General features: G+C 63.9%; 22 protein-coding genes. 18 read left to right on the top strand and 4 right to left on the bottom strand.

Features of this window, described 5'->3' with window-relative positions:
• Positions 1–15: 15 nt before the first annotated feature.
• Both C495_RS04485 and C495_RS04480 read left to right on the top strand, forming a co-directional pair.
• Positions 16–1,437, top strand: coding sequence for an APC family permease (locus tag C495_RS04485; protein WP_008160418.1), 1,422 nt, complete (start codon positions 16–18; stop codon positions 1,435–1,437).
• Positions 1,437–2,183, top strand: coding sequence for a universal stress protein (locus C495_RS04480; RefSeq protein WP_008160417.1), 747 nt, complete (start codon positions 1,437–1,439; stop codon positions 2,181–2,183). The genes C495_RS04485 and C495_RS04480 overlap by 1 nt, the downstream gene beginning before the upstream one ends.
• A 54-nt stretch (positions 2,184–2,237) precedes the next feature.
• Here C495_RS04480 and C495_RS04475 read toward each other — a convergent pair whose 3' ends face one another.
• Entirely contained in the window at positions 2,238–3,068 is an 831-nt protein-coding gene (locus C495_RS04475) for a universal stress protein (RefSeq protein ID WP_008160415.1), read from the bottom strand.
• A 140-nt stretch (positions 3,069–3,208) separates the two neighbouring features.
• On the opposite strand from C495_RS04475, the gene mutS reads away from it, so the two are divergent.
• The 5 genes from mutS (at position 3,209) to C495_RS04450 (ending at position 10,700) form a co-directional block, all read left to right on the top strand.
• Positions 3,209–5,842, top strand: a complete 2,634-nt coding sequence (gene mutS / locus C495_RS04470) for a DNA mismatch repair protein MutS (RefSeq protein WP_008160413.1) — start codon at positions 3,209–3,211, stop codon at positions 5,840–5,842.
• Between the two features lie 396 nt (positions 5,843–6,238).
• A complete protein-coding gene (locus C495_RS04465) occupies positions 6,239–7,036 on the top strand; it encodes an SDR family NAD(P)-dependent oxidoreductase (protein ID WP_008160411.1) in 798 nt (265 codons plus the stop codon).
• Positions 7,037–7,162: 126 nt separating this feature from the next.
• On the top strand, positions 7,163–8,056 hold the full coding sequence (locus C495_RS04460) for a dihydrodipicolinate synthase family protein (protein ID WP_008160408.1): 894 nt from the start codon (positions 7,163–7,165) through the stop codon (positions 8,054–8,056).
• A 171-nt stretch (positions 8,057–8,227) separates the two neighbouring features.
• The gene (gene mutL, locus C495_RS04455; protein ID WP_008160406.1) at positions 8,228–10,393 is read left to right on the top strand and encodes a DNA mismatch repair endonuclease MutL; all 2,166 of its coding nucleotides are present in this window, start codon (positions 8,228–8,230) and stop codon (positions 10,391–10,393) included.
• A 97-nt stretch (positions 10,394–10,490) separates the two neighbouring features.
• Positions 10,491–10,700 carry a hypothetical protein gene (locus C495_RS04450; RefSeq protein WP_008160404.1) on the top strand — a complete coding sequence of 70 codons (210 nt, stop codon included), beginning with the start codon at positions 10,491–10,493 and terminating at the stop codon, positions 10,698–10,700.
• Between the two features lie 209 nt (positions 10,701–10,909).
• Here C495_RS04450 and C495_RS04445 read toward each other — a convergent pair whose 3' ends face one another.
• Positions 10,910–12,184, bottom strand: a complete 1,275-nt coding sequence (locus tag C495_RS04445; protein WP_008160403.1) for an MFS transporter — start codon at positions 12,182–12,184, stop codon at positions 10,910–10,912.
• 120 nt (positions 12,185–12,304) lie between these two features.
• On the opposite strand from C495_RS04445, the gene rtcA reads away from it, so the two are divergent.
• From rtcA to C495_RS04405, 8 genes are all read left to right on the top strand, one after another.
• Positions 12,305–13,411, top strand: a complete 1,107-nt coding sequence (rtcA, locus tag C495_RS04440; RefSeq protein WP_008160402.1) for an RNA 3'-terminal phosphate cyclase — start codon at positions 12,305–12,307, stop codon at positions 13,409–13,411.
• A gap of 149 nt (positions 13,412–13,560) precedes the next feature.
• Positions 13,561–14,514 carry a bifunctional 2-dehydro-3-deoxygluconokinase/2-dehydro-3-deoxygalactonokinase gene (kdgK1, locus tag C495_RS04435; RefSeq protein WP_008160401.1) on the top strand — a complete coding sequence of 318 codons (954 nt, stop codon included), beginning with the start codon at positions 13,561–13,563 and terminating at the stop codon, positions 14,512–14,514.
• 195 nt (positions 14,515–14,709) lie between these two features.
• On the top strand, positions 14,710–15,765 hold the full coding sequence (locus tag C495_RS04430; protein WP_008160400.1) for a thiamine pyrophosphate-dependent dehydrogenase E1 component subunit alpha: 1,056 nt from the start codon (positions 14,710–14,712) through the stop codon (positions 15,763–15,765).
• Positions 15,762–16,775 (top strand): alpha-ketoacid dehydrogenase subunit beta, encoded by a 1,014-nt coding sequence (locus C495_RS04425; protein WP_008160399.1) that lies wholly within the window; start codon positions 15,762–15,764, stop codon positions 16,773–16,775. The genes C495_RS04430 and C495_RS04425 overlap by 4 nt, the downstream gene beginning before the upstream one ends.
• Positions 16,772–17,050 carry a lipoyl domain-containing protein gene (locus C495_RS04420; protein WP_008160398.1) on the top strand — a complete coding sequence of 93 codons (279 nt, stop codon included), beginning with the start codon at positions 16,772–16,774 and terminating at the stop codon, positions 17,048–17,050. The genes C495_RS04425 and C495_RS04420 overlap by 4 nt, the downstream gene beginning before the upstream one ends.
• Positions 17,051–17,161: 111 nt before the next feature.
• Entirely contained in the window at positions 17,162–18,331 is a 1,170-nt protein-coding gene (locus C495_RS04415) for a hypothetical protein (RefSeq protein ID WP_008160397.1), read from the top strand.
• 323 nt (positions 18,332–18,654) lie between these two features.
• Positions 18,655–19,128, top strand: a complete 474-nt coding sequence (locus tag C495_RS04410) for an Hsp20/alpha crystallin family protein (RefSeq protein WP_008160396.1) — start codon at positions 18,655–18,657, stop codon at positions 19,126–19,128.
• A 278-nt stretch (positions 19,129–19,406) separates the two neighbouring features.
• On the top strand, positions 19,407–19,934 hold the full coding sequence (locus C495_RS04405; RefSeq protein WP_008160395.1) for a GNAT family N-acetyltransferase: 528 nt from the start codon (positions 19,407–19,409) through the stop codon (positions 19,932–19,934).
• 43 nt (positions 19,935–19,977) lie between these two features.
• Here C495_RS04405 and C495_RS04400 read toward each other — a convergent pair whose 3' ends face one another.
• Positions 19,978–21,276: an RNB domain-containing ribonuclease gene (locus tag C495_RS04400; RefSeq protein ID WP_008160394.1), complete on the bottom strand. Its 1,299-nt coding sequence runs from the start codon at positions 21,274–21,276 to the stop codon at positions 19,978–19,980.
• A 72-nt stretch (positions 21,277–21,348) separates the two neighbouring features.
• Positions 21,349–21,642 carry a DUF7562 family protein gene (locus C495_RS04395; protein WP_008160393.1) on the bottom strand — a complete coding sequence of 98 codons (294 nt, stop codon included), beginning with the start codon at positions 21,640–21,642 and terminating at the stop codon, positions 21,349–21,351.
• A 123-nt stretch (positions 21,643–21,765) separates the two neighbouring features.
• Here C495_RS04395 and C495_RS04390 point away from each other — a divergent pair, with 123 nt between their 5' ends.
• The 3 genes from C495_RS04390 (at position 21,766) to C495_RS04380 (ending at position 23,481) form a co-directional block, all read left to right on the top strand.
• Positions 21,766–22,245: an RNA-binding protein gene (locus C495_RS04390; RefSeq protein WP_008160392.1), complete on the top strand. Its 480-nt coding sequence runs from the start codon at positions 21,766–21,768 to the stop codon at positions 22,243–22,245.
• An 83-nt stretch (positions 22,246–22,328) separates the two neighbouring features.
• Positions 22,329–22,691, top strand: a complete 363-nt coding sequence (locus C495_RS04385) for a cell division protein SepF (protein ID WP_008160391.1) — start codon at positions 22,329–22,331, stop codon at positions 22,689–22,691.
• A gap of 139 nt (positions 22,692–22,830) precedes the next feature.
• Complete coding sequence (locus C495_RS04380; RefSeq protein WP_008160389.1) at positions 22,831–23,481, top strand: helix-turn-helix domain-containing protein; 651 nt, start codon at positions 22,831–22,833, stop codon at positions 23,479–23,481.
• The last annotated feature ends 157 nt before the right edge of the window (positions 23,482–23,638 follow it).

The raw sequence follows: 23,638 nt of genomic DNA, 5'->3' as shown, positions 1-23,638 counted from the left end.
TGAATCACGGCCAGTATGGGTGATACGTCGCCGTCGACTGACGGGACCAACATCGAAGGCGAGTCGCCGCAGGTCGAGCCGACGATCGAAACAGATGAGGCGACGATCACTGACGACGCCGAACTCGAGCGAACGATCGGGCTCACTGGCGGGCTCGCGATCGGGATCGGGACGATGATCGGTGCGGGTATCTTCGTCTTCCCCGGGCTTGCGGCGGGCAACGCCGGCCCGGCTGCGGCAGCGTCGTTTGCGATCGGAGCCGTCGTCGCGTTGCTCGTCGCGTTACCAGCGTCGGAACTCGCGACGGCGATGCCAAAGAGCGGCGGCGGCTACTACTTCATCTCGCGCGGGCTGGGCACGCTCGCGGGAGCCGTCGTCGGGCTCTCGCTGTGGTTCGGGCTGGTGTTCGCGACGGCCTTCTATCTCGTCGGCTTTGGCTTCTATGCCGTCGACACGCTCGCCGAACTCGGGATCGCGGTCGGAAACGAGCTCGTGATCCCGATCGCGGTGCTGTTCGGTGCGGGCTTTACCGTGTTGAACGTCACCGGAACCGAGAACGCGGCGAAACTCCAGAACGGGATCGTCGCCCTGTTGCTCTCGATTCTGGTCGTCTTCCTCGGCTACGGCGGCCTCGATGCGGCGGGAATCGTCGGCGACCCATCCGCACCCGAGCAGTTCGCGCCGTTCGGGACGATGCCCATCCTGACGACGGCCGCGCTCGTGTTCACGTCGTATCTCGGCTTCGCACAGGTGGCGACCGTCGCCGGCGAGATGAAAGATCCCGGCCGGAACCTGCCGCTGGCGATGGTCGGCTCGGTGATCATCGTCGGCGTGCTCTACGTGGTGACGATCTTCGTCGCGACGAGCGCGCTCGGGAGCGAACGCCTCGCGGAACTCGGCGAGACGGCGATGGTCGAGGTCGGTCGCCACTATCTCGGTGCGGCCGGCGCGTTCGCGATCGTCTTCGGTGGCCTGCTCGCGACGATGTCGAGCGCCAATGCATCGGTACTGAGCACGTCCCGCTCGATCTACGCCGTCTCGAGGGACGCCCTGTTGCCGAAACGGGCGAGCCGGATCAACCTTCGCTACGGCACGCCACACGTCGCACTGGGGATGGCCGGCGGGCCGATCCTCGTTTTGACCGCGACCGGGCAGGTGGAACTGCTCGCTGAAGTCGCCTCCTTCCTGCATCTCATCATGTACGGGCTCATCTGCGTTGCGCTGATCGCGCTGCGTCGCAACGAGCCCGACTGGTACGACCCCGACTTTCGGGTGCCGGGCTATCCCATCGTCCCGGCGCTCGGGGCACTCGCTAGCTTCGCCCTAATCGGGTTCATGCAGCCCGCCTCACAGCTCATCGGCCTCGCGATCATGCTCGTCACCGCCGGGTGGTATTTCTACTACGCCCGAGACGTGACGCTCAAGGGGAAACTGTAATGACACGCATACTCGTTCCACTGGCGATCCTCGAGGGTGAATCGGTCTCGGCCGGGCTCACGACGTTGCTCGAGCCGATGTACGTGACTGTACTCGGCTATCACGTCCTGCCCGAACAGACGCCGCCCGATCAGGCGCGGCTGCAGTTCGAAGATCGAGCAACCGATGCACTCGAGGACCTCGCGGCGGAGTTCGGAGCCGACGAGGGCACTGCCGACTATCGGCTCGTCTTCACCCACAACAAAAAACAGACGTTCGATCGGGTCGCCGCGGAGATGCGATCGGATGCCTACGCCATCCCGGGCACAACCGGGCCGGTCGATCAACTGCTCGTGGCCCTGACGGGCGACGTCGCCGTCGATCGGATCGTCTCGTTCGTCACCGAACTGGTCGGCGACCGCGATATCGGTGTCACGCTCTTTCTGGCAACCGACGACGAACACGCCGGTCAGGAGTCCCTCGAGGCGGCCGCCGTGACTCTCTTCGATGCGGGACTCCACGTCCGAACCGAACTCGCGGTCGACGAACCGCCACTCGAGGCGCTCGTCGACGCCGCCGCCGACCACGACGCGATCGTTATGGGCGAGCGAGCGCCGTCGCTTCGCTCGCTCATTTTCGGCGAGGAGACCGAACGCGTCGCCGCCGAGTCGGTCGGCCCGGTGCTCGTCGTCCGGAACACAGCAGACCGCGATGACACGGCGGACGCCGCCGATCAGCCGTCACCGTCCGACGTCGACGACTCTTGACCGACTTCGGGGGTATGTTGGCCAGTGACCCGCGAGACGTGGCCTCGAGCGCGTTCAGGACTCGTTGTCAGGGTCGTCTACATCGTCGGCTGTTGACGTGTCCGTCTCGTCGCCGATCGGGAGCTCAGTGTCGTCGACCGTGAGCTCGGTGTCATCGGCCTCGAGATACTCTCCACGAATCACGAGCACCGGATCGACCGTCCCCTTCGCCAGCGTTTTGGCCCGATCTCTGAAAATGAACCGCCGAATCGACGGCCGACTCTCGCCGACGACGAGCAGATCGTGCTCGCTCGCGGCCTCGAGAATCGCCGCCGTCGGTGAGCCGTCGACCACGAGCGAGCGGTCAATCCGGTCGCGGTCGACGCCGGTGTCGGCCAGCGCGTCGACGGCGGCATCGAGGAGTTCGGTGCCACGCTCACGATCCGTCTCGTCGGCGACGACGTGAAAGAACGTCACCGTAAGCTCGGTGCCAGCAAGCAGCGTCTCGAGATGCAGCGCAATATGCTCGAGGTTGACCTCCCCGCGGATCGCGACGAGTACCGACTCGAGTACGGGGGCCGGGTTGAGCAGCAAGACTGCATCACACGACGCTTCGACTGCGATGCGTTCGAACGTCTGCAGGCGATCGTGGGTGAAGACGAGCCGCGAACTGACGTCGAGACAGCCGGCGTCTTCGAACGCGGTGTGAAGTTCCTCGAGTTCGGCTCGAGCACGCGTGCCGTACTGGTCACGGGCCTGATCCGTCCCGGTCTGGTCGGGTAGTTCGCGATAGCCGAGCAAGACGATCGGAACAGATGCGAACGCATCGATGACTGTCGCGGGAACGGATTCGCCACCGAGGACATCGACCGGGATGAGGACGCGGTGGTCGCGGGGAGCAGCCATTATGGGATACCAGCCTCTAGGTCGAGGAGCGTAATAGTCCTCCGTAGCCCCATCGATGACTGTCATCGCGGCCAACCTCCCAGTCACCTGTCCATCGCGGATCCCGCAGGGTTTTAGCGATGGAAGGACAGTCACCGGGTATGACAGAGGCGACGGGAATCGTCGGGGAGTTCTTTTCACTCAAAGAGCAGACGGACGCCGAGTTGCTGGCGATGCAGTGTGGTGACTTCTACGAGTTCTTCGGCGAGGATGCCGAGACCGTCAGCGACGAACTCGATCTCAAGGTGTCCAAGAAGTCTTCCCACGGCTCGTCGTACCCGATGGCCGGCGTTCCACTCGCCGATCTCACGCCGTATCTCAAGGCGCTGGTCGAACGCGGCTACCGCGTCGCCGTCGCCGACCAGTACGAGACCGACGACGGCCACGCACGCGAGATCGTCCGCGTCGTCACGCCCGGCACGCTCCTCGAGACGACCGACGCCGACGCACAGTATCTCGCTGCAGTAGTCGACGGCAGTGGCTCGGACGCCTACGGGCTCGCCGTTGCCGACGTGACCACCGGCCGCTTTCTCGTCACGGAGGCCGACGACGCCGACGACGCGCTGACGGAACTGTACCGATTCGACCCGGTCGAGGTGTTGCCCGGCCCCGAGACGCGAACCGACGACGACCTGCTAAGCCTGATTCGCGAGCGCACCGACGCGGCGCTGACACTCCACGAGACCGAGAGTTTCGCCCCGAAACGAGCGGCCCACACCGCTCGCGAGCAGTTCGGCCGAGAGACGGTCGATCGACTCTCGGTTGGCGAGTCGACGATTTCGGCCGCCGGAGCGATTCTCGACTACGTCGAGGAGACCGGCACGGGTGTCCTCGCCTCGATGACCCGCATTCAGGCCCACCACGGCGACGATCACGTCACCCTCGATGCGACGACCCAGCGCAACCTCGAGTTGACCGAGACGATGCAGGGCGACAGCGACGGCTCGCTGTTCGAGACGATCGACCACACCGAGACTAGCGCCGGCGGCCGCCGCCTGAAAGAGTGGCTCCAGCGACCTCGCCGTTCGCTTTCGGTCCTCGAGCGACGCCAGGAAAGCGTCGCGGCACTGGCCTCGGCCCCACTCGCCCGCGATCAGATTCAGGACGTGCTGAGCGAGGCGTACGATTTGGCACGACTGGCCTCGAAGGCGACCCACGGCAGCGCGGACGCGCGGGATTTCCTCTCGGTTCGGGACACGCTGGCCGTCCTTCCCGAACTCGCCGAGGCTATCGCCTCGAGTCCCGATCTCGCGGCCTCGCCGCTCGCCGAAATCGTCGACCGACCCGACCGCGATGCCGCGCGGGAGCTACAGGACGCACTCGCAGCGGCAATCGCCGAGGAGCCGCCGTCGACGGTGACACAAGGTGGGCTCTTCCAGTACGGGTACGACGAGGAACTCGACGGGCTCATCGAGCGCCACGATGAGGTCATCGAGTGGCTCGAGACGCTTGCAGACCGCGAAAAGCAAACCCACGGTCTCGCTCACGTCACGGTCGACCGCAACAAGACCGACGGCTACTACATCCAGGTCGGCAAGTCCGCCGCCGACGGCGTCCCCGACCACTACGAGCAGATCAAGACGCTGAAAAACTCCAAACGGTTCACGACCGACGAACTCGAGGAGAAAGAACGCGAGATCCTGCGCCTCGAGGAGCAACGCGGCGACCTCGAGTACGACCTCTTCGAGGACCTCCGTGAGGACGTCGCCGCCCACGCCGAACTGCTCCAGGACGTCGGCCGGACGCTCGCGACTGTCGACGCGCTGGCCAGTCTGGCGACGCACGCAGCCGAAAACCGGTGGGTTCAGCCCGACCTCCACGGTGGGGATCGCCTCGAGATCGAGCAGGGCCGCCACCCCGTCGTCGAGCAGACGACGGAGTTCGTTCCGAACGACGTTCGACTCGACGAGGAGCGGGGCTTTCTGGTCGTCACCGGCCCCAACATGTCCGGGAAGTCGACGTACATGCGCCAGGTGGCCTGTATCGTCCTGCTCGCACAGGTCGGCAGTTTCGTTCCCGCCAAGGACGCCGAGATCGGCCTCGTTGATGGCATCTTCACCCGCGTGGGTGCGCTCGACGAACTCGCACAGGGCCGCTCGACGTTCATGGTCGAGATGAGCGAACTCTCGAACATCCTCCACACGGCGACCGACGAGTCACTGGTCATTCTGGACGAGGTCGGCCGTGGCACCGCGACCTACGACGGCATCTCGATCGCGTGGGCCGCGACGGAGTATCTCCACAACGAAGTGCAAGCGAAGACGCTGTTTGCGACTCACTACCACGAACTGACCGGCCTCGCCGAGAACCTGCCCCGCGTCGCCAACGTCCACATCGCCGCGGACGAACGCGACGGCGACGTTACCTTCCTTCGCACCGTTCGGGACGGCCCGACCGACCGCTCGTATGGCATTCACGTCGCCGACCTCGCCGGCGTGCCCGACCCCGTCGTCGACCGCTCGAGGGACGTGTTAGAACGCCTACGCGAGGAGAAAGCCATCGAAGCGAAAGGTGGGGCCTCGAGCGAACCCGTGCAGGCGGTGTTCGATGTCTCGAGCGGTCAGTTCCGCGGCCCGGCGAACACTGATGGCGGCGAGTCAGGCGAGGGCAGCGAGTCGATCGATCCCGAGACGAAGGCCGTGCTCGAGGACCTCGAGGGAATCGACGTGAACACGACGCCGCCGGTCGAGTTGATCGCGAAAGTCCAGGAGTGGCAAGCGCAGTTAGGGGAGTAACTGGCCGCGAATCGAGCGAAGAAACTGGCGAATTTTAATCTCTGGGACCGCAGACGAGAGCTGAGAACTGGAGTCGTCGTCTCTATTATCACTGATCGTCTCGCCGCTTGGATCGGCTGGAAACTTTACGTGAGCAGGACGATCGAGTGCGTTCCGTCAAGACACTCGAGAGCGAACCAGTTCTGACCGATCCTGCGGTTTGCCTCGTCGCCGAATCGGGGTTGTCGCGACAGTCAACTACTGATCGAGAGCTGGCGGTTGAATGCGTTGGCCAGTGGCACTCAGCCGAAATAACCATTGTTTTCCTACAGAGAGTGTTTCGGAAACGTCGTATAGGTATTCACGATATTCTCAACTATCGGTAACATTATACCGTGGTGGCGATGAGTTAGCATAATGCACGAATCGGATTACAGCGTGGCAGGTGAGACTGCGATCGTCACTGGCGCAAGCCAAGGAATCGGTCGAGCGATCGCAGAGACGCTCGCGGCGAGCGGGGCGAACGTGGCGATCTGCTCGCGCTCGATGGATCGTATCGGCCCGGTGGCTGAGGGAATCAACGACGCCGAGAACACGGGCGAGGCACTCGCCGTCGAATGTAACGTTCGCGACCGAGAGCAGGTCCAACGGCTCGTCGACGAGACCGTCGAGGCGTTCGGCGATATCGATATCCTCGTCACCAACGCCGGCGGCGAGTTCGTCGCCAACTTCGAGGATATCTCGGCGAACGGCTGGGAGACGATCCTCGATCTCAACCTCACGAGCACTGTCCACTGCACCCAACTCGCCGGCGAGGTCATGCGCGAGGGCGATGGTGGCGTTATCATCACCCTTTCGAGTGTCAACGGCCAACACGCCGCCCCCGGCGAGAGCCATTACGGCGCGTCGAAGGCGGCGATTATTCGGCTGACCGAGACGCTGGCCGTCGAGTGGGCCGACGATGGCATCCGCGTCAACTGTATCGCACCCGGTCTAATCCAGACGCCCGGCGTTGCCGAGACGCTCGGTATCGACAGCGAATCCATGCCACCACGCGAGAAGACCGATCGCCGTATCGGCCACCCCGAGGAGATCGCCGACGTCGTTCAGTTCCTCTCGAGTCCCGCCGCGTCGTTTATGACTGGCGAGACGGTGACCGTCAAAGGCGTGCCACGCGCGGGTAACTCGATGTCGCAGGGGCTGGGCCTCGAGTAAGACTGCCGGACGGAAGTCGTGAAAGATTCTCGCCGCCACGGGGTGGCGAGAATCTTCACACAGTTCCGTCCGATAGTATACCGGCGAGCAGGTATGTTTTTGCAGTCGCCGCGAAATCACCATGGTATGGACCTACAACACGCACTACAGGGCATCACCTGTCCGGTTGTTACGCCGTTCGACGACGCGGGCGCGGTCGACGACGACGCGTTCGGCGATGTCCTCGAGCATCTCCTCGAGCACGATATCGACGGCGTCTTTCCCTGTGGGACGACGGGCGAGTTCGCCAGTCTCACGCGCGAGGAACGCCGCCGCGTCCACGAACTCGCAGTCGAACACGTCGGCGGCGAGGTGCCGGTGCTCGCGGGGGCAGCCGCGACGAGCCGTTCCGACGTCCTCGCATACGCCGCCGACGCCGCCGACGTCGGTGCCGACGCCATCGTCGTCACACCGCCGTACTTCCACACGGCAAACGATCCCACCGGGAACCAGCAGTTCCTCGAGGAGGTCGCAGATCGCTCTCCACTCCCTGTGTTGCTCTACAACATCCCGGTCTGTACCGGCGGGCGACTCGAGCCCGAGACCCTCGCGACCGTCGCGACCCACGACAACATCGTCGGCCTGAAGGACTCGAGTGGCGACCTCGAGTACTTCCTGTCGGTCATGCGCCAGACGCCCGACGACTTCTGCATGCTGCAGGGCTACGACGCCCTGCTCGTCCCCGCACTCCGAATGGGCGCTGACGGCGGGCTGAACGCCCTGTCGAACGTCGCGCCCGAGGCGTACGGCGACCTGTACGAGACGTTCGACGAGCCTCGTGGCGAGGCGTTACAGGACGCCATCGCCCCACTGTTCGACGCCTGTGTCAGCTATGGCTTCGCGCCGGCGACGAAGGCTGCCCTCGAGCACCGTGGCGTGATCCCCACCGACGCCGTCCGGCCGCCGCTCGTCGAAGTCTCCGAAGACAGTCGCCCGGCGATCGCCAGCGCTGTCGATGGGCTGCTCGAGTCGGGACCGTAACTGCCATCGAACGCACTGGTCACCAATCCACAGTTTAACTTCGATTGAACGCAAGCCACAACGCATGCACCGAACGATCGGAACCGATGGGCGGCCGCCGACTGCCGCCTCGGATCGACTGCAAGAGCGTAGCACCTGCTTCCGGTCCGACGTTCACGAGCAGCCCGAGCTATGACCGGTGACCAGTCACCAGCGACCGATATCCACCAACTCGATGACGACACCGTCGCCCGAATCGCCGCCGGCGAGGTCGTCGAACGCCCCGCCAGCGCAGTCAAGGAACTCCTCGAGAACAGCCTCGACGCCGACGCCTCGAGCGTCGACGTCACCGTCGAAGACGGCGGTGCCGAACTGATCCGGGTCGCGGACGACGGCGCGGGCATGAGCGAGGCCGACCTTCGGGCTGCCGTCCGCCAGCACACGACGAGCAAGATCGAGGGCCTCGAGGATCTCTCTTCGGGCGTCGCCACGCTCGGCTTTCGCGGCGAGGCGTTACACACTATCGGCTCCGTCTCACGGCTGACGATCGAATCCCGGCCCCGAAACGCCGACGGCGCGGGTACGAAACTCGTCTACGAGGGCGGCGAGGTGACGAGCGTCGAGCCAGCGGGCTGTCCCGCAGGCACCATCGTCGAGGTCGACGACCTCTTTTACAACACGCCCGCGCGTCGGAAGTTCCTCAAGACGACGGCGACCGAGTTCGCCCACGTCAATCGTGTCGTCACCCGGTATGCGCTTGCGAACCCCGACGTGGCCGTTTCCCTGACTCACGACGGCCGTGAAGTGTTTGCGACGACAGGACAGGGCGACCTGCAGGCCGCTGTGCTGTCGGTCTACGGCCGCGAGGTCGCGTCGGCGATGATCCCCGTCGACGCCAACGGCGAGGACCTGCCACCCGGCCCCCTCGAGTCCGTCTCCGGGCTCGTCTCTCACCCCGAAACCAATCGCTCGAGCCGGGAGTATCTCGCCACCTACGTCAACGGTCGCGCCGTCACCGCCGATGCGGTTCGCGAGGGAATTATGGGTGCCTACGGCACTCAACTGGGTGGCGACCGCTACCCCTTCGTTACGCTCTTTCTCGAGGTCCCCGGCGACGCCGTCGACGTCAACGTCCACCCGCGCAAACGGGAGGTTCGATTCGATGACGACGACGCCGTCCGCCGACAGGTCGACGCCGCCGTCGAGTCGGCGCTGCTCGAGCACGGTCTCCTTCGCTCGCGTGCGCCTCGGGGCCGGTCGGCACCCGGCGAAGCGCGCCTCGAGCCCGGTGGGACGCAGGTCGACCAGCCACCAGCCGACGACCCCTCCACACAGGAGACGATTTTGAACACGGACGAGGCGGCTCCTGACGTGCGTTCGTCGTCGACAGCTGACACCTCGTCTACTGTCGCTGACTCGAGTGAGACGTCGTCGGAGACGGACGCACGCGAATCGGCAGGGTCGACTGCTCCCTCGAGTCAGCCATCCAACAGCGACGAGTCGACAGCTCGCTCGCTCGAGTCACACTCGACAGTCGACGCTGGCAGCGACGGGTCGGCGGCGTCTGACACCGGTTCGGCGAGCGACTCGCCGTCTGCAAACAGCCGTTCCGGGGCTCGCTCGAGTACCGAGCCGTCGACAGCCAGTCTTGACTCGAGTCGAAACCGCGAGCCGGGACGCAAGTTCGACGCCGGCACCGAACAGCGGACGCTCGCGGGCGATGTCGCGACCGTCGACGAAACCGCGTTCGACTCGTTGCCGTCGCTGCGCGTGTTGGGGCAGTACACCGACACGTACCTCGTCTGTGAGACGGCCGACGGCCTCGTTCTCATCGACCAGCACGCCGCCGACGAGCGAGTGAACTACGAACGCCTCAAGCGGGCGTTTGCCGACGAGCCCGCCGCACAGGCGCTGGCCTCGCCGGTCGACCTCGAGTTGACTGCCGTCGAAGCCGAGGCGTTCGAGAGCTACCGAGAGGCGCTCTCCCGGCTCGGATTCTACGCCGACCGAGTCGACGACCGAACGGTCGCCGTGACGACGGTGCCCGCCGTGCTCGAGGAGACGCTCGAGCCCGAACAGCTCAGAGACGTCCTCGCGTCGTTCGTCGAGGGCGACCGCAAGACGGGTGCCGAGACGGTCGACGCGCTGGCCGACGAGTTCCTCGGTGATCTGGCCTGTTATCCGTCGATAACCGGAAACACGTCACTGACCGAAGGGTCGGTCGTCGACCTGCTCGAGGCGTTAGACGACTGTGAAAACCCTTACTCGTGTCCACACGGCCGACCAGTGCTCGTCCAGTTCGATCAGACGGAGATCGAAGACCGGTTCGAACGGGATTATCCGGGCCATCAGGGCTGACCAGACAGACGTCGCTGTGGCGCCTGCTGGCGTTTGTGCGTTTTTGTCGGCTAATTCAAGCTGTTCGCTTAATCTCATCTCGGCCGGAGCGGCTGTCATGAACGTCCCAACCGATCGGCTCTTGCTGATGCTCGTCGCTGCGACTGGGTTCGCCGTCGTCGCTGGCGGGTGGGCAGCGGCTCTCGTCCACGCCGAAGCAACCGGACTGGAAGCGCTCATCCTCCGGGTCGCGATCGGGGCTGTCTTCTTTGTCGTCCTGTTTGGCTTTTGGACCCTCCTTTCTCGCACGGACGATCAAGCGGCGTGATACTGTCGGACAGCACGTGTCGCGCTGCACAGGTATAGTAGCCACTGAAAGTCAATGCACATCGCATCGCACGACGGCTGTGCGATGCGTATGTAAATCGTTTCAGTTGTTACTATAGACGGCCGTCGATGTGACGTGTCGATTCGAACTGCTCGAGCGTGCCGTTGCACTCAAACGACACGGACCCCACTCCGTCGACGACTGGGGCATCAGCGTCGCTCGTGACGATAGAGCCAGATCGCACAGAGAAATGCGATCGCGCCGGCGGCTGTCGCAATGGAAAACGCGATCTGGTAGCCGATTTCGGTGTAGACACGGGTGCCGCCGACGAGGTCTCCTGCCCAGTAGTCATCGAGTGCCCATCCCATCACCGTCGGGAGGATCGCCGCGCCGAAAAAACTCGCGCCGTTGATCGTCCCCGTTGAGAGCCCGCTTGCATTGGTCGGGTGGCGGTCCTTGACGATCGCATACGCAAGCAGGAACGATCCGATCAACAGGCCACTGAGAAAGTACACGAGGCCAACGATCGGCAGCGGCGGGTCGCCAACGACGGCGATGACGCCGAGACTACCCGTAAACAGGCCACCACCGACGACCATCAACTCGACTCGCCGCTCGAGTCGATCGGAGAGCCAGCCGATTGCCGGTGGGCCGATCATGATGCCGACGCTGCCAAACAGGGTGAATACGGACGCGTACGTGACCGAGACATCGTATATCTGGACGATGTAGGGGACACCCCAGAGGCCGAACAGGGTGAGGTTCACCCCAGTGACACAGAACAGCATGACGCTGACGACCCAGACCAACGGATCTCGAAGAATGTCCGAAAGCGACGTCTTGAGCTGTGTGTTCGTCAGTGTCGACTGTCCCGGTACCCCCTCGAGCGGCTCGAAGCCGGCTTCTGTCGGTGTGTCACGGACCAGCGCGAAGACGACGATGGTAAACAGCAGGCCGACGACGCCGAAGCCACCGATCGCCGTACGCCAGCCGGCGCTGTCGACGAGTATCGCAAGCGGCGTGGTGGCGAGGACGCCACCGAACCCGGAGAACGCGAAGGTGAGGCCGTTCATCGTTGCGAACTCGTCGGCGCGATACCAGTTCGCACAGAACCGAAGTATGCAGACGAAAATCACGCTGCCGCCGAGGCCGACGAGTCCGCGGGCCACGATGGCTGTGAGATAGCTGTCGGCGAACGCAAACCAGATCACGCCGACGTTCATCACCGCCGCACCGGCCGTCGCCGTTCGCCGTGGCCCGATTCGGTCGGCGAGGATCCCCGTCGGGATCTGCATAACGGCGTACACCCAGAAGAAGATCGCGTGCAGCGTTCCCAGTTGTGCGCCCGTCGTCCCGAACGCGCCCATGAGTTCCTCCGCGAGCACCGCCGAGGAGAGCCGATTCATGTTGACGAGCAGAAAGACGACGCCGAGCGTCGCCCAGAGGAGCCAGCGCCGTCTGAGTGGGTCCGCCCACAGTCGCATTCGCTGACAGTCTCTACTGACGGAGTGAAAAACTTGGCCAAGCGGCACGCTGTGAATCGCCGTCGCCGTGGACCCGGCCACACCACCAACGGTAGGATACTCGAGGCCGTACCGGCTGCTATGACCGCCGTACGCGAACTCGACGGGTCGGAGGCGGGCGGACAGTTCGTCCGGACCGCGCTGACACTGTCAGTACTGGAAAACGAACCCGTTCGAATCGAGAGAATCCGCGACAACCGGCCGAATCCGGGGCTCGCCCACCAGCACTTGGCCGTCCTCGAGACGATGGTCGAACTCTGTGACGCCGAGGTTTCGGGGGCGGAACTCGACTCGAAGACGGTCGCGTTCGATCCTGCCCTCGAGTCGACGGCGAATGCGACGGGCTGGCGTGGTCAGGACCGCGGCCGCCTTTCCGGTGGCAGCTATACCGTCGACATCGGCACCGCCGGCAGCATGACGCTGCTGTTTGATACCCTCCTCCCGCTCGCGTCGGTGCTCGACTCACAGCTTTCGGTGACGGTCACCGGCGGGACGGACGTCAAGTGGTCGCCGCCGCTGGATTATTTCCGCCATGTCAAACTCCCACTGCTCCGCCGGTTCGGTCTCACCGCCGCTTGTGATGTCGATCGACGCGGGTTCTATCCCAACGGTGGCGGCCGGGCAACGCTGCATCTCGCCCCCTCGAGTCTCGAGTCGATCGACCTCGTCGAGCGCGGCTCGCCCGCTGAGATCCGGCTCCACTCGGTCGAGTCGGCGTCGCTTTCGGATCGCGACGTGGCTCACCGGCAGGCCGAGGGCGCACTCGAGCGACTGTCGCTCGAGGACACCGGGATCGAACTCACCGAGCGCCGCGAATCCACTGTCTCGAGCCCGTCACCGGGCTCGGCGATCGTGCTCCGACTCGATCATGGAACCGGCATCGCGGGCTGGTCGGCACTCGGCGAACGAGGCACGCCAGCCGAACGCGTCGGCGAGGACGCCGCCGACGCCGCAAACCGGTTCCTCGAGGCGACGGGCGAGCCAGCGTCGCCGGTCGACCGCCATCTGGCCGATCAACTGCTCGTCTATCTCGCCCTCGAGGGCGGACAGCTACGCGTGCCCACAGTCACGGATCACGTCGCCACGAGCTGTGACCTCCTCGAGGCGTTCGGCGCGCAACTCGAGGTCGCACACGACGAGGCGGGGGAGACGGCGCTCGTGACGGTCGAATCGACGGTCGACGCGTAGGCGGGTGCTCGAGGCGTCTGCTGACGCGCCAGCTCCTCGCAAACACTCTAGGAAACCAACATAACGTCACAACTTATACGATAGCCGTTCGTTGGTCCGAGTATGATCGGCACACACCGTATCGAAACGCACGTCCAGAGGGCCGAGCCGTGAGCGATCTCGTCACCTTCGGCGAGACGATGCTTCGGCTGTCGCCGCCGGACAACGAGCGCCTCGAGGCCGCCGCCGAGTTCGAGGTGCGTGCGGCGGGTGCAGAGAGCAACGTCGCGATCGCCGCGGACCGGCTGGGTGCGACGGCGACGTGGCTCTCGAAGGTGCCGGAGACGCCGCTTGGCCGCCGCGCCGTCGGTGAACTCCGTCAGTACGGCATCGAGACTGATGTCGTCTGGAGCCACCGCGGCCGGCAGGGGACGTACTACCTCGAGCGGGGGGGCAAGCCCCGCGGGACGAACGTCATCTACGACCGGGAGAACGCCGCGGTCACGACCGCGGAGGCCCGCGAGTTCGATATCGACCGGATACAGGACGCCCGCGTCTTCTTTACGACCGGTATCACGCCCGCGCTCTCTCCGACGCTGCGGGAGACGACGATGAACATGCTCAAGGCGGCCAAACAGGGCGGGACGACGACCGCGTTCGACTTCAACTATCGTCGCAAGCTCTGGTCGCCCGAGGAGGCCAAGCAGACGATGACGAAACTGTTTCCGGGGATCGACGTGCTCGTGATCGCCGCTCGCGACGCCCGAGACGTCCTCGGCTTCGAGGGCGACCCGCGACAGCTCGCCCACAAACTCGGCTCCCAGTACGACTTCACCACGGTCATCGTCACCCGCGGGGCCGACGGCGCGGTCGGCTGGCACGACGGCGTCGTCCACGAACAGGGCGTCTACGACACCGAGACGGTCTCACAGATCGGCACCGGCGACGCCTTTACCGGCGCGTTCATCGCCCGCCGACTCCACGGCGAGGACATCCCGACTGCGCTCGAGTACGCCGCGGCGACGGCGGCGCTCAAACGAACGATCCCCGGCGACATCGCGCTGGTCACCAAAGACGAAGTCGACGCGGTCATCGCCAAGGGCGGGACGGCGGTTTCCCGCTGACGACAGCAGGCCAGTTGCCTAATCGACTCGTTTTCGTCACTCCCCGTTCGAAAGCGCTGTTCTTCTCGCTTCGGCAGACGCAGTTACCGCACTCGACTCGAGCGCACTGTCGACTCTGATACCGTCGTGTGACTGTCAGGCTCTGAGGCTGGTGAACAACGTTATACTAGCCGATGGGGTGTATGCGGACGGATCATGGGGACTGTCACCACCACACAGCTCCGGTCGATGTACGAGGATATGGTCACGGCGCGATACTACGAGGAGCGCCTGCAAGAGGAGTACATGGAGGGGAAGACGCCGGGGTTCGACATCAGCGCCGGGCCGATTCCGGGCGAACTCCACCTCGCGGCGGGCCACGAGGCAGCCGCGGCCGGCGTCTGTGCACATCTGACCGACGAGGATACCGTCACGGCACCGCACCGACCACACCACATCGCCATCGCGAAAGGCGTCGACCTGAAACGGATGACCGCGGAGATTTTCGGCCGCGAGACGGGGCTTAGCGCCGGTAAAGGCGGGCATATGCACCTGTTTGACCCCGACGTCAACTTCGCCTGCAGCGGCATCATCGCACAGGGCTGTCCGCCCGCCGTCGGCGCGGCGCTGGCCGCCATGAAGCGCAACGAATCCAGCGTCGCAGTCGCCTATCTCGGCGAAGGCGCGATCAGTCAGGGAGCCTTCCTCGAGTCGCTCAACCTCGCGAGCCTGCACGACCTCCCGGTAATCTTCGTCGTCGAGGACAACGACTGGGCGATCAGCATGCCCAAAGGGCGGATCAGCGTCCCACAGGACGGCTCAAAACGCGCTGCCGGATTCGACATGCCGGGGGTTCGGATCGACCACGACGACGCGACCGCGGTCTACGAGGCCGCCGCCGAAGCGGTCGGGCGCGCTCGAGACGGCAACGGGCCGACGCTCATGTCCGTACAGGTCCACCGCCGGATGGGTCATTTCATGGGCGATCCGGAGACGTATCGACCGGAGGCGGACCAACAGCGCCATCAAGAACGAGATTCCATCGAGCGACTGGCGGCCGACCTCGAGGCCGCCGGCGTCGACGAAGACGAACGGGAGACGATCCGCGAGGACGCCCACGCACGCGTCGACGATGCGATCGAATGGGCCAAAGACCAGCCCGAACCGGAGCCGGATGCCGCCCTCGAGGACGTGTTCTCGAACCCGCCGTCGGGTGTAACGGACGAGGACCCGACGCCCGAGTTCGCCGGCAACGGAGGTGCGGACCGATGAGCGACGACGAGGGGCGACAGGCGACGATGAGCACGGCGATGGTCGAGGCCATCGCGACCGAGATGCGAGATAACGACGAGGTGTTCTACATGGGCGAGGACGTCGCCGACTACGGCGGCATCTTCGACTCGACGGACGGCTTACTCGAGGAATTCGGCCACGATCGGATCATGGACGTCCCGATCAGCGAGACGGCCTACATCGGCGCGGCGGTCGGGGCCGCCCAAGCGGGAATGCGGCCGATTGCCGAGTTGATGTTCGTCGACTTCTTCGGCGTCTGTATGGACCAGCTCTACAACCAGATGGCCAAAAACACCTACATGAGCGGGGCGAACGTGAACGTCCCGATGGTCCTGACGACGGCCGTCGGCGGCACGTACAGCGACGCAGCCCAACACTCTCAGACGCTGTACGGCACCTTCGCCCACCTCCCGGGGATGAAAGTCGTCGTTCCCTCGACAGCCTACGACGCCAAGGGGCTGATGCACAACGCCATCCGGGACGACGATCCGGTCGTCTACATGTTCCACAAGCGGCTGATGGGTATCGGCTGGATGCCGGCCCCCGATGGCCCGAAAACCGCCGTTCCCGAGGAGCCCTACACCATCCCGTTTGGACAGGCCGACATCAAGCGCGAGGGGGCCGACGTCACCGTCGTCACGCTCGGCTTGCACGTCCATCGCGCGCTCGAGGCCGCAGCGAAACTCGCCGACGACGGCATCGATGTCGAGGTGATCGACCTCCGGACGCTCGTGCCACTGGACGAGGCGACGATCCTCGAGTCGGTTCAAAAGACCGGGCGACTCGTCGTCGTCGACGAGGACTACCGCTCGTTCGGCCTCACTGGCGAAGTCATCTCCCGCGTCGTCGAGGCCGAGCCGGATGCCCTCGAAGCCGTCGAACGGCTCGCCATCCCCGACGTCCCGCTGCCGTACGCGCGCCCGCTCGAGAACAGGGTGATCCCGGACAGCGACGACATCGAAGACGCGATTCGGAAGACCCAGCCATGAGCGACGACAGATCGCGCGTGGCGCTCGATTCGGCCGACTTCTGGCCCGAGGATACGGACGAAGCGGAGGGACTCGTCCTCGAGTGGTACGTCAGCGAGGGCAGCCAGGTCGACGACGGCGACCTGCTCTGTGAGTTCCAGGTCGAGAAGATCGATGTCGAGGTCGCCGCCCCGACGGGCGGGACCGTCGACGAAATCGTCCTCGAGAAAGACGCGGAACTCGAGCGCGGCGACACGCTTGCTTACCTCACGCCTGACTCGGGCACTGTGGACTGATTTCGCGGGCGTTATCCCGCGGTTTCGCCAGCCCGAACCGACTGTGCGTCCGGACGTGTGGACGGTTTTGTCAGAACCTACTTTATATGCGACTCGAATGTCCCGGGTACGATGACCCGAACTGTAGCTGTCGTCCTCGCAGTGCTCGTCACGACGGCGACCCTCTCGGCCGCCGCTGCTGGCGGGGCTGTGGGTGCGTCACAGCCAACCGAATCGCTGGCGGCGACGGATGCACAGGCCGACGGATACGCTGGCAGCCATATCGAATTCGCCACCTCGAGCAACGCCGTCGTCGACTACCGCGTCGGCGGCCAGCCGGTGTTCGAGAACGTCTCCGTCGAATCCCGAAGTGCCCACCACAGCCAGACTGGGATCGGTGCTGACGTCGGTCTCTCGGCCGTAACGAACCTCTCCGGAATCGGCCTCGAGATCGCAGCCCAGACCGAGACGCGGGCTGAGATCGCCACTGAGGGTTCGGCGTCGCTGTCGGCCCACGACACTGACCGCGGTATCCTGACGGTCAACGCCGGTGAGGACGCCCAGTACGTCCAGTTGAACCTCTCCGAGGAGAGCACCGCCGCAGTCAGCGACGAGGGCGACCGCGTCCACGTCGACAGCGGCGACCGAACCGGCGTCTTGCTCGTCGCTGGCGACGGCGACGTTGCCGTCACTGACACCGGCGATGTGGCTGCCGACCTCGAGCGCGAGTCGACGCTGGTCTTTCGCTCCTATGCCGACGACGAGCGCGACGACGACGCCGCCGAACAGGAACGGCTGATCGCCGACGGAACGGCGCCCGCCGAAGTCTACGCCGACGACCGTGACGGCGACCGCGTTGCAGACGTCGCAACCTATGGTCAGGACGTCGCCGTCGAGACCCATGATGAGGCCGCCGATCGCCTCGAGATGGCCGTCGAACGCGCCCAGCACGAGGGGACGGTCGTCATCGTCAGCGTCTCAGAGGCCGCACTCGAGGCCGTTGGCAGCGCCGACGACCTCGCGGTGACCGTCGACGGCGAGGCGGCCGCCGAAGCCGACTCCTACAGCGACCTCGAGGGCGGCATCGGCGAGGAACCGCGATATATGGTGACCCACTCGAGTGAGGCATCCGCAGCTGCCGACGTGCTCGTCGCAGTGGACCACTTCTCGGAGCGCGAGGTGGCGATCCAGAGCGACACCGAAGACGGTGCTGACGACGGCGACAGCGACAGCGTGCCCGGCTTCGGCATCGTCGCTGCCATCGGCGCACTGCTCGCCGCTGTCGGTGCACGCGTCCGGTAAGCTACTGCTGATACTGCCGGACAGAACTATTCAACGACCGGTCGCGCTACTGCGGCCGTCATCCACGGAGACGGCCGCGATTTCGCGACTGGCGTTTTANGAACTATTCAACGACCGGTCGCGCTACTGCGGCCGTCATCCACGGAGACGGCCGCGATTTCGCGACTGGCGTTTTACTGACTTCTGTCCGGCAGTATGAGTTCCGACGTGTGACTGTCGACGATTGGAATTGCTGCTTTTCACACTATCTCGCCAATACGCGTGTCAGCATACGTCTAGAAATCCTTATTATTGTGAATCGCCTACCTAATTTCCGATTATCAATGAAATCGTTCGATGAGATGAACCGCATGTTCCGTGAGATGGACCGCACGTTCGACCAGCTCCGATCGGCCTGGCTGTCCGAGTTTGCCACCCCCGGACTCGAGCCTGCCCTCGAGAGCCGGAGCGAGCGCGAACTGATGCCTCTGATGTCCGGTGGAGAGACGACGGCAACCCTCGAGGACGAGGGCGACCGCTACGTTTACGTGATGGACCTGCCGGGGTTCGAAAAGGACGAGATCGACCTCGTGTTCCACGATGGGCTCCTGTCGATTCGCGCTCAGACCGACGTCGAGACGGGTTCCGACGCGTCTCGATCCGTCCGCTCGCGGCGGCTCAGTCGACAGGTCCCCATCCCGAAGGCGGTCGTCACCGACGCGATCACCGCGAGCTACCACAACGGCGTCCTCGAGGTCCACCTGCCGATCGTCGACGACGACCGTGACGACCACGGCCACCACATCGACATCGAGTGAGCCGACCGCGGGCTTCGATCCGACCGGTCTCTCTGCTGCCGCAGCCATCTCATACGGTCGGGTGCAAAGACGGCACAACTCGAAGCCGATCTCGTGCAACAGGCCGGCGTCTTGTTTAGAACTTATCAGTTACCGCTGCTGAACTCTCTCCACACTCGATGCGATCTGCGGGCTTGAGGACCCGTTTGGCAGAATCTCTCTGGCACAACTATATGTTTTCGTATAGAAACTCAACGGCCGGCCACGCACTTTTCCCTTCTGACGTGATACTGGCATGTGTGACTCGAGCCGTCCGGCAGGCAACCACCGACGACATCTGGGCGATCCACGTGACCGCTCGCGAGAGTTGGCACGCCGCCTACGACGACCTCCTCGGTCGCGAGACCGTCGACGACGTCGTCGACGAGTGGTACGCGATCGGTGATCTCGAGTCGTCGATCAGCGACGCGAGCGAACGCGAGGATGCGGTCTTTCTGATCGCCGAAGACCGAACTGTCGACGACGCGTTCGCAGGCGACTGTCTCGGCTTCGCGCAGGTCGTTCCGTGGCCGGAGGACGTCTCAGTGGGGTATCTAACCAGACTCTACGTCCATCCGGACGTGTGGGGCGAGGGCGTCGGAACCGCGTTGCTCGAGCGCCTCGAGACCGCCCTCGAGAGGACGTTCGACCGGCTTCGGCTGGCCGTCCTCGCCGACAACGACAGCGGGATTGCGTTCTACGACGCCGCGGGGTTCGACCACGTCACGACGCGTGAGACGGATCTGGCCGACGGCCTCGAAGAGTGTGTCTACGAAAAGTCGCTTTGATCGGCCGTGTAACTGTCCAGCGAGTGAGAACGCTGGCCGCTGCTTACAGCGTTTTCTCCGCGTCTTCGTCGTCGACGACTTCGATCCCGCGGTTGTTGACGGCCATCGGATCGAGGCCGACCTCCTGCAGGAAGGTCTTGTACTCGCGTTCGCACTGCTCGGCGTCTTTCTGTTTGTCGCTGGCCCGATCACAGAGTTCGACGAGGTTCTCGGGAACGTCGTTCTGGTAGACGATCCAGTGGTTGATCAGGTCCGAAAGTCGGCGAATCGGGCTCGTGAAGTGGCCGTAGATCTCGAAGTTCAGCGCGTGGTGGCCACCGAACGGATCGTTCATGTACTTCGCGCGCGGCATCACCTTCATCACCGCCCACTGGATCTTGTCGAGTTGGCGACCTGGGGCGTCCTCGAGCGTCGCGTTGACGGCTTTTCGCGGGTCGTCCCACGTGTCGCCGGGAATGGAGACGCCATCTAGGTCCTGAATCTCTCGGAGCGCTTCGGACCACTCGTCGGGACTTGGCTGCGGGTGGACTCGGTACATCGCTTCGACGCCGCGATTCCACATCAGTTCGTGCGTGACGGCCTTGTTAGCCTTGAGCATACACTCCTCGATGATCGTGTGCGCACGGTCTCGAGCGGGGTTCAAGACGAGCGAGCCGTCCTCTTTGCGCTGTTCGTGCATCCGGTCGGCGACCTCATGCACCAGTTTGTTCTCCTCGTGCAGCGGCGCGTCGGGATCGTCGAGTCGGTTTTCGGCCTGCGAGTAGGTCAGTCGTTCGTCGGACTCGATGACCGACTTGTAGATGTCGATGGTCTCATACGAGAGGTGCTCCTTATCGAGGTGCATCTCGACCGTGTGGGCCAGTCGGTCCTCGTTAGGAACCAGTGAACAGACCGTCTCAGCCAGCACGGGCGGGAGCATATGGATCGTATAGCCCGGCAGATAGACTGTGTTCCCGCGCTCGACGGCTTCGTCCCACATCGCCGCCTCGGGGTTGACGTAGTGGGTCACGTCGGCGATGTGCACCCACAGGACGTACTCATCCTCGCGTTCTTCGATCGACAGCGCGTCGTCGAAGTCCTGTGCGTCGATCGGGTCCGTCGTCCACGTCGTCAGGTCCCGCAGATCTTTGCGCTCGTCGAGTTCGTCCTGAATCTCTGCCTCGACGCCTTCGGTTCGCGCCTTGGCTTCCTCGAGGACGGCCGAGGGAAACGCATCACGGATCTCGAACTTCTCGAACAGCTCTTCGCGTTTGTTTTCGAGATGTCGTGCGAGGTCTTCGCTGATCTCGACGGGGCCCTGCCCTTCGGCCGTACCGGCTTCGGCCTGTGCGTCGTCACTCATACGGTGGGGTACGAACGAAAGGGTGAAAGTCGTGTCGGGACGGCCGAGACGTTCGGAACGAACGCGAACGAGTTAGGATTCTTCCTCGAGTCTCCCATACCGTTTCTCGACGGTCTCGAGATACGCCGAGAGAAACGTCTCCTCGTCGGTATCGCCGGCTCCAATCTCGACGAGGATCGCCTCGAGGTCGGTTCGTGGGTGATGACACAGGTCGCTGTGACAGGGCTTGCAGAGATACTCGAACGTCTTGTCTTTGCGATCCCAGCGATCGCCGTACTTGTCGTACTCACGAGCCATCGACCGGGTAAACTGGTCACCACAGGCCGTGCAGATGACCGTTTCAGTGCGGCTCCGGGAGGGCCACATGAGTGCTACGACATCGTGATACTATTTAGCAATTGTCACATTCCTCGATCGGATCGACTGTCATGATGGGCGATCGGTCGCCGGAACGGGCCTTTTATTTCCGGACCACTCGTTTAGCTGGGTATGCAGGTCAAGTCTCGCCACCATCTCCGCAGCGATGCGGTCTCGGACCTCGAGGACACCTTGGCAGCGCAACTCGGCGTCTCGCCCGACGGCGACACCTATGAACGCGTCGAGTTCGAGAACACCGACTGGGAAGTCATCCTCATCGACGGCGAACCACAGGTCGCCCACTTCGACGAGGAGCCGTTCCTAACGGTTAGAGGAGCAAACGCGTACGAGCCCGACCAGCGGCTGGTCACGGTCGACGCCGGCGCGATTTCGTTCGTCAGCGACGGTGCGGACGTGATGCGTCCCGGAATTACGACGGCAACTGAGGATATCTCGCCCGGCGATCTCGTCATCATCGCCGAGGAAACCCACGGCAAGGTGCTTGCTGTCGGGCGCGCCAGTGTCGAGGGGACAGAGATGGTCGGTGATGAGGGCAAAGTCGTCGAGTCGCTCCATCATGTCGGTGACGACCTCTACGAGTTCGCTGGGTAGCCGTCGGCCACGGCCGACAGTATCTGCACACAAGACTGTGTCTGACGTAAGAACTATACTGGCGGCGACGGTGAGTTACGCCAATGGGATTTATGAGTAAAATTCTCGGTGGGAGTCAGTCACGGACTGCCGAGGATTACGTCGAACTGAATCTCGACGACGTATCGGCAAGTTCGGCCGACGCGGCGATGCAGGTCCATATCGCCGAGGTCAGCGGGCAGGCCGACGCCATCGACATCAAAGACGCCGTCTACGACGGCGACATCGTCATTGCGGACATCACGCGACTCCGAACCGAAGATAGCACCGTCGAACACATCGTCGACGAACTTCGACAGGTCGCCCACGAGGTCGACGGCGATATCGTCCGGAAAGGCGACGACCAGATGATTATCACGCCAACTGGCGTCCGGATCAGCCGCGAAAAGCTGGGCCAGCGGGCCTGAACGCCGTTCGAAATCGGGTTCTGTAGGGGTGGACCTGTCCCCCTAAACGGTCCCCGCTCGAGTGACCAGCAATCGAGTGTGTTTTCATCGGCCGGGAATTCGACGGCCGGTTATTATGTGCGAGACACTAGCGAGATGCATGAGCGGGTTTCGAGCAACGGTCGTCGTCAACGAACCGACCGACTGTCCGGTCGCCGACGTCTCGGCGACCATCGACGAACCGATCTCATCCGTCGCGCGCTCGAGAACGGCCACGGACGGGACCGTTACCGAGGAGTTTGGCGTCACTGCCGGGTCGTCGACGGAGGCGGTGTCCGACGGTTCCGGGACTGAACTGACCACGCTGCAGACGACCACTCACGAAGACGTGTACCGATTCGAGCGCGACGCTGGGACTGGCTGTGCGTGTGATATTATCGAGCAGACTGGAACGCCGGTCGCCTCCGTGCGCGCCCAGAACGGCTCGCTATTGTTGACGTTTCGAACGCTCGAACTCGAGCGAGTCTCCGAAATCGTCGGTGACCTCCGCGCGCAGTTCGACGGTGTCCTCGTCGAAGACCTCACACAGGGCGAAGACGAATCGACGGACCCCGTCATCGTCGACCGCGAACTACTGACGACGCGCCAGCGCGAGATCATCGAGACGGCCCACGAGTGTGGGTATTTCGAGTATCCGAAAGGGGCAAATGCGACGGACGTCGCCGATGAACTCGACATCGCGCGCTCGACGTTTACCGAGCATTTGGCGGCGGCGCAGACGAAGCTGATGGCTGCCATCCTTGAAAAATAATGTAAAATAATCCACCCCAATGATTAAACAGTGATCATGTGTTCATCTAAAAGCCGGAATTAACCGTTCAGTTTACGATGAGATGCAACGAAACGGTGACATCACACGTGTTCGAGCGTGACAGCGAACAAACGACAATACTTTTCCATCGGGGTGC

The sequence above is a fragment of the Natronorubrum sulfidifaciens JCM 14089 genome (genome assembly GCF_000337735.1).
Taxonomy (GTDB): domain Archaea; phylum Halobacteriota; class Halobacteria; order Halobacteriales; family Natrialbaceae; genus Natronorubrum; species Natronorubrum sulfidifaciens.
The sequence above is the reverse complement of the archived record's forward strand: the minus strand, read 5'-3'. Positions and strand labels throughout refer to the sequence as shown.

Bases quoted from the DNA above. Each gene is read 5' to 3' on its own strand.
- C495_RS04400 (WP_008160394.1), bottom strand. From the start codon at position 21,276: ATGAGTGACGACGCACAGGCCGAAGCCGGTACGGCCGAAGGGCAGGGC.
- rtcA (WP_008160402.1), top strand. From the start codon at position 12,305: ATGACCGCCGTACGCGAACTCGACGGGTCGGAGGCGGGCGGACAGTTC.
- C495_RS04430 (WP_008160400.1), top strand. From the start codon at position 14,710: ATGGGGACTGTCACCACCACACAGCTCCGGTCGATGTACGAGGATATG.
- C495_RS04415 (WP_008160397.1), top strand. From the start codon at position 17,162: ATGACCCGAACTGTAGCTGTCGTCCTCGCAGTGCTCGTCACGACGGCG.
- C495_RS04380 (WP_008160389.1), top strand. From the start codon at position 22,831: ATGAGCGGGTTTCGAGCAACGGTCGTCGTCAACGAACCGACCGACTGT.
- mutL (WP_008160406.1), top strand. From the start codon at position 8,228: ATGACCGGTGACCAGTCACCAGCGACCGATATCCACCAACTCGATGAC.
- C495_RS04385 (WP_008160391.1), top strand. From the start codon at position 22,329: ATGGGATTTATGAGTAAAATTCTCGGTGGGAGTCAGTCACGGACTGCC.
- C495_RS04395 (WP_008160393.1), bottom strand. From the start codon at position 21,642: ATGTGGCCCTCCCGGAGCCGCACTGAAACGGTCATCTGCACGGCCTGT.
- C495_RS04420 (WP_008160398.1), top strand. From the start codon at position 16,772: ATGAGCGACGACAGATCGCGCGTGGCGCTCGATTCGGCCGACTTCTGG.
- C495_RS04445 (WP_008160403.1), bottom strand. From the start codon at position 12,184: ATGCGACTGTGGGCGGACCCACTCAGACGGCGCTGGCTCCTCTGGGCG.
- C495_RS04390 (WP_008160392.1), top strand. From the start codon at position 21,766: ATGCAGGTCAAGTCTCGCCACCATCTCCGCAGCGATGCGGTCTCGGAC.
- C495_RS04425 (WP_008160399.1), top strand. From the start codon at position 15,762: ATGAGCGACGACGAGGGGCGACAGGCGACGATGAGCACGGCGATGGTC.
- C495_RS04410 (WP_008160396.1), top strand. From the start codon at position 18,655: ATGAAATCGTTCGATGAGATGAACCGCATGTTCCGTGAGATGGACCGC.
- C495_RS04465 (WP_008160411.1), top strand. From the start codon at position 6,239: ATGCACGAATCGGATTACAGCGTGGCAGGTGAGACTGCGATCGTCACT.
- C495_RS04460 (WP_008160408.1), top strand. From the start codon at position 7,163: ATGGACCTACAACACGCACTACAGGGCATCACCTGTCCGGTTGTTACG.
- C495_RS04475 (WP_008160415.1), bottom strand. From the start codon at position 3,068: ATGGCTGCTCCCCGCGACCACCGCGTCCTCATCCCGGTCGATGTCCTC.
- mutS (WP_008160413.1), top strand. From the start codon at position 3,209: ATGACAGAGGCGACGGGAATCGTCGGGGAGTTCTTTTCACTCAAAGAG.
- C495_RS04450 (WP_008160404.1), top strand. From the start codon at position 10,491: ATGAACGTCCCAACCGATCGGCTCTTGCTGATGCTCGTCGCTGCGACT.
- C495_RS04485 (WP_008160418.1), top strand. From the start codon at position 16: ATGGGTGATACGTCGCCGTCGACTGACGGGACCAACATCGAAGGCGAG.
- C495_RS04480 (WP_008160417.1), top strand. From the start codon at position 1,437: ATGACACGCATACTCGTTCCACTGGCGATCCTCGAGGGTGAATCGGTC.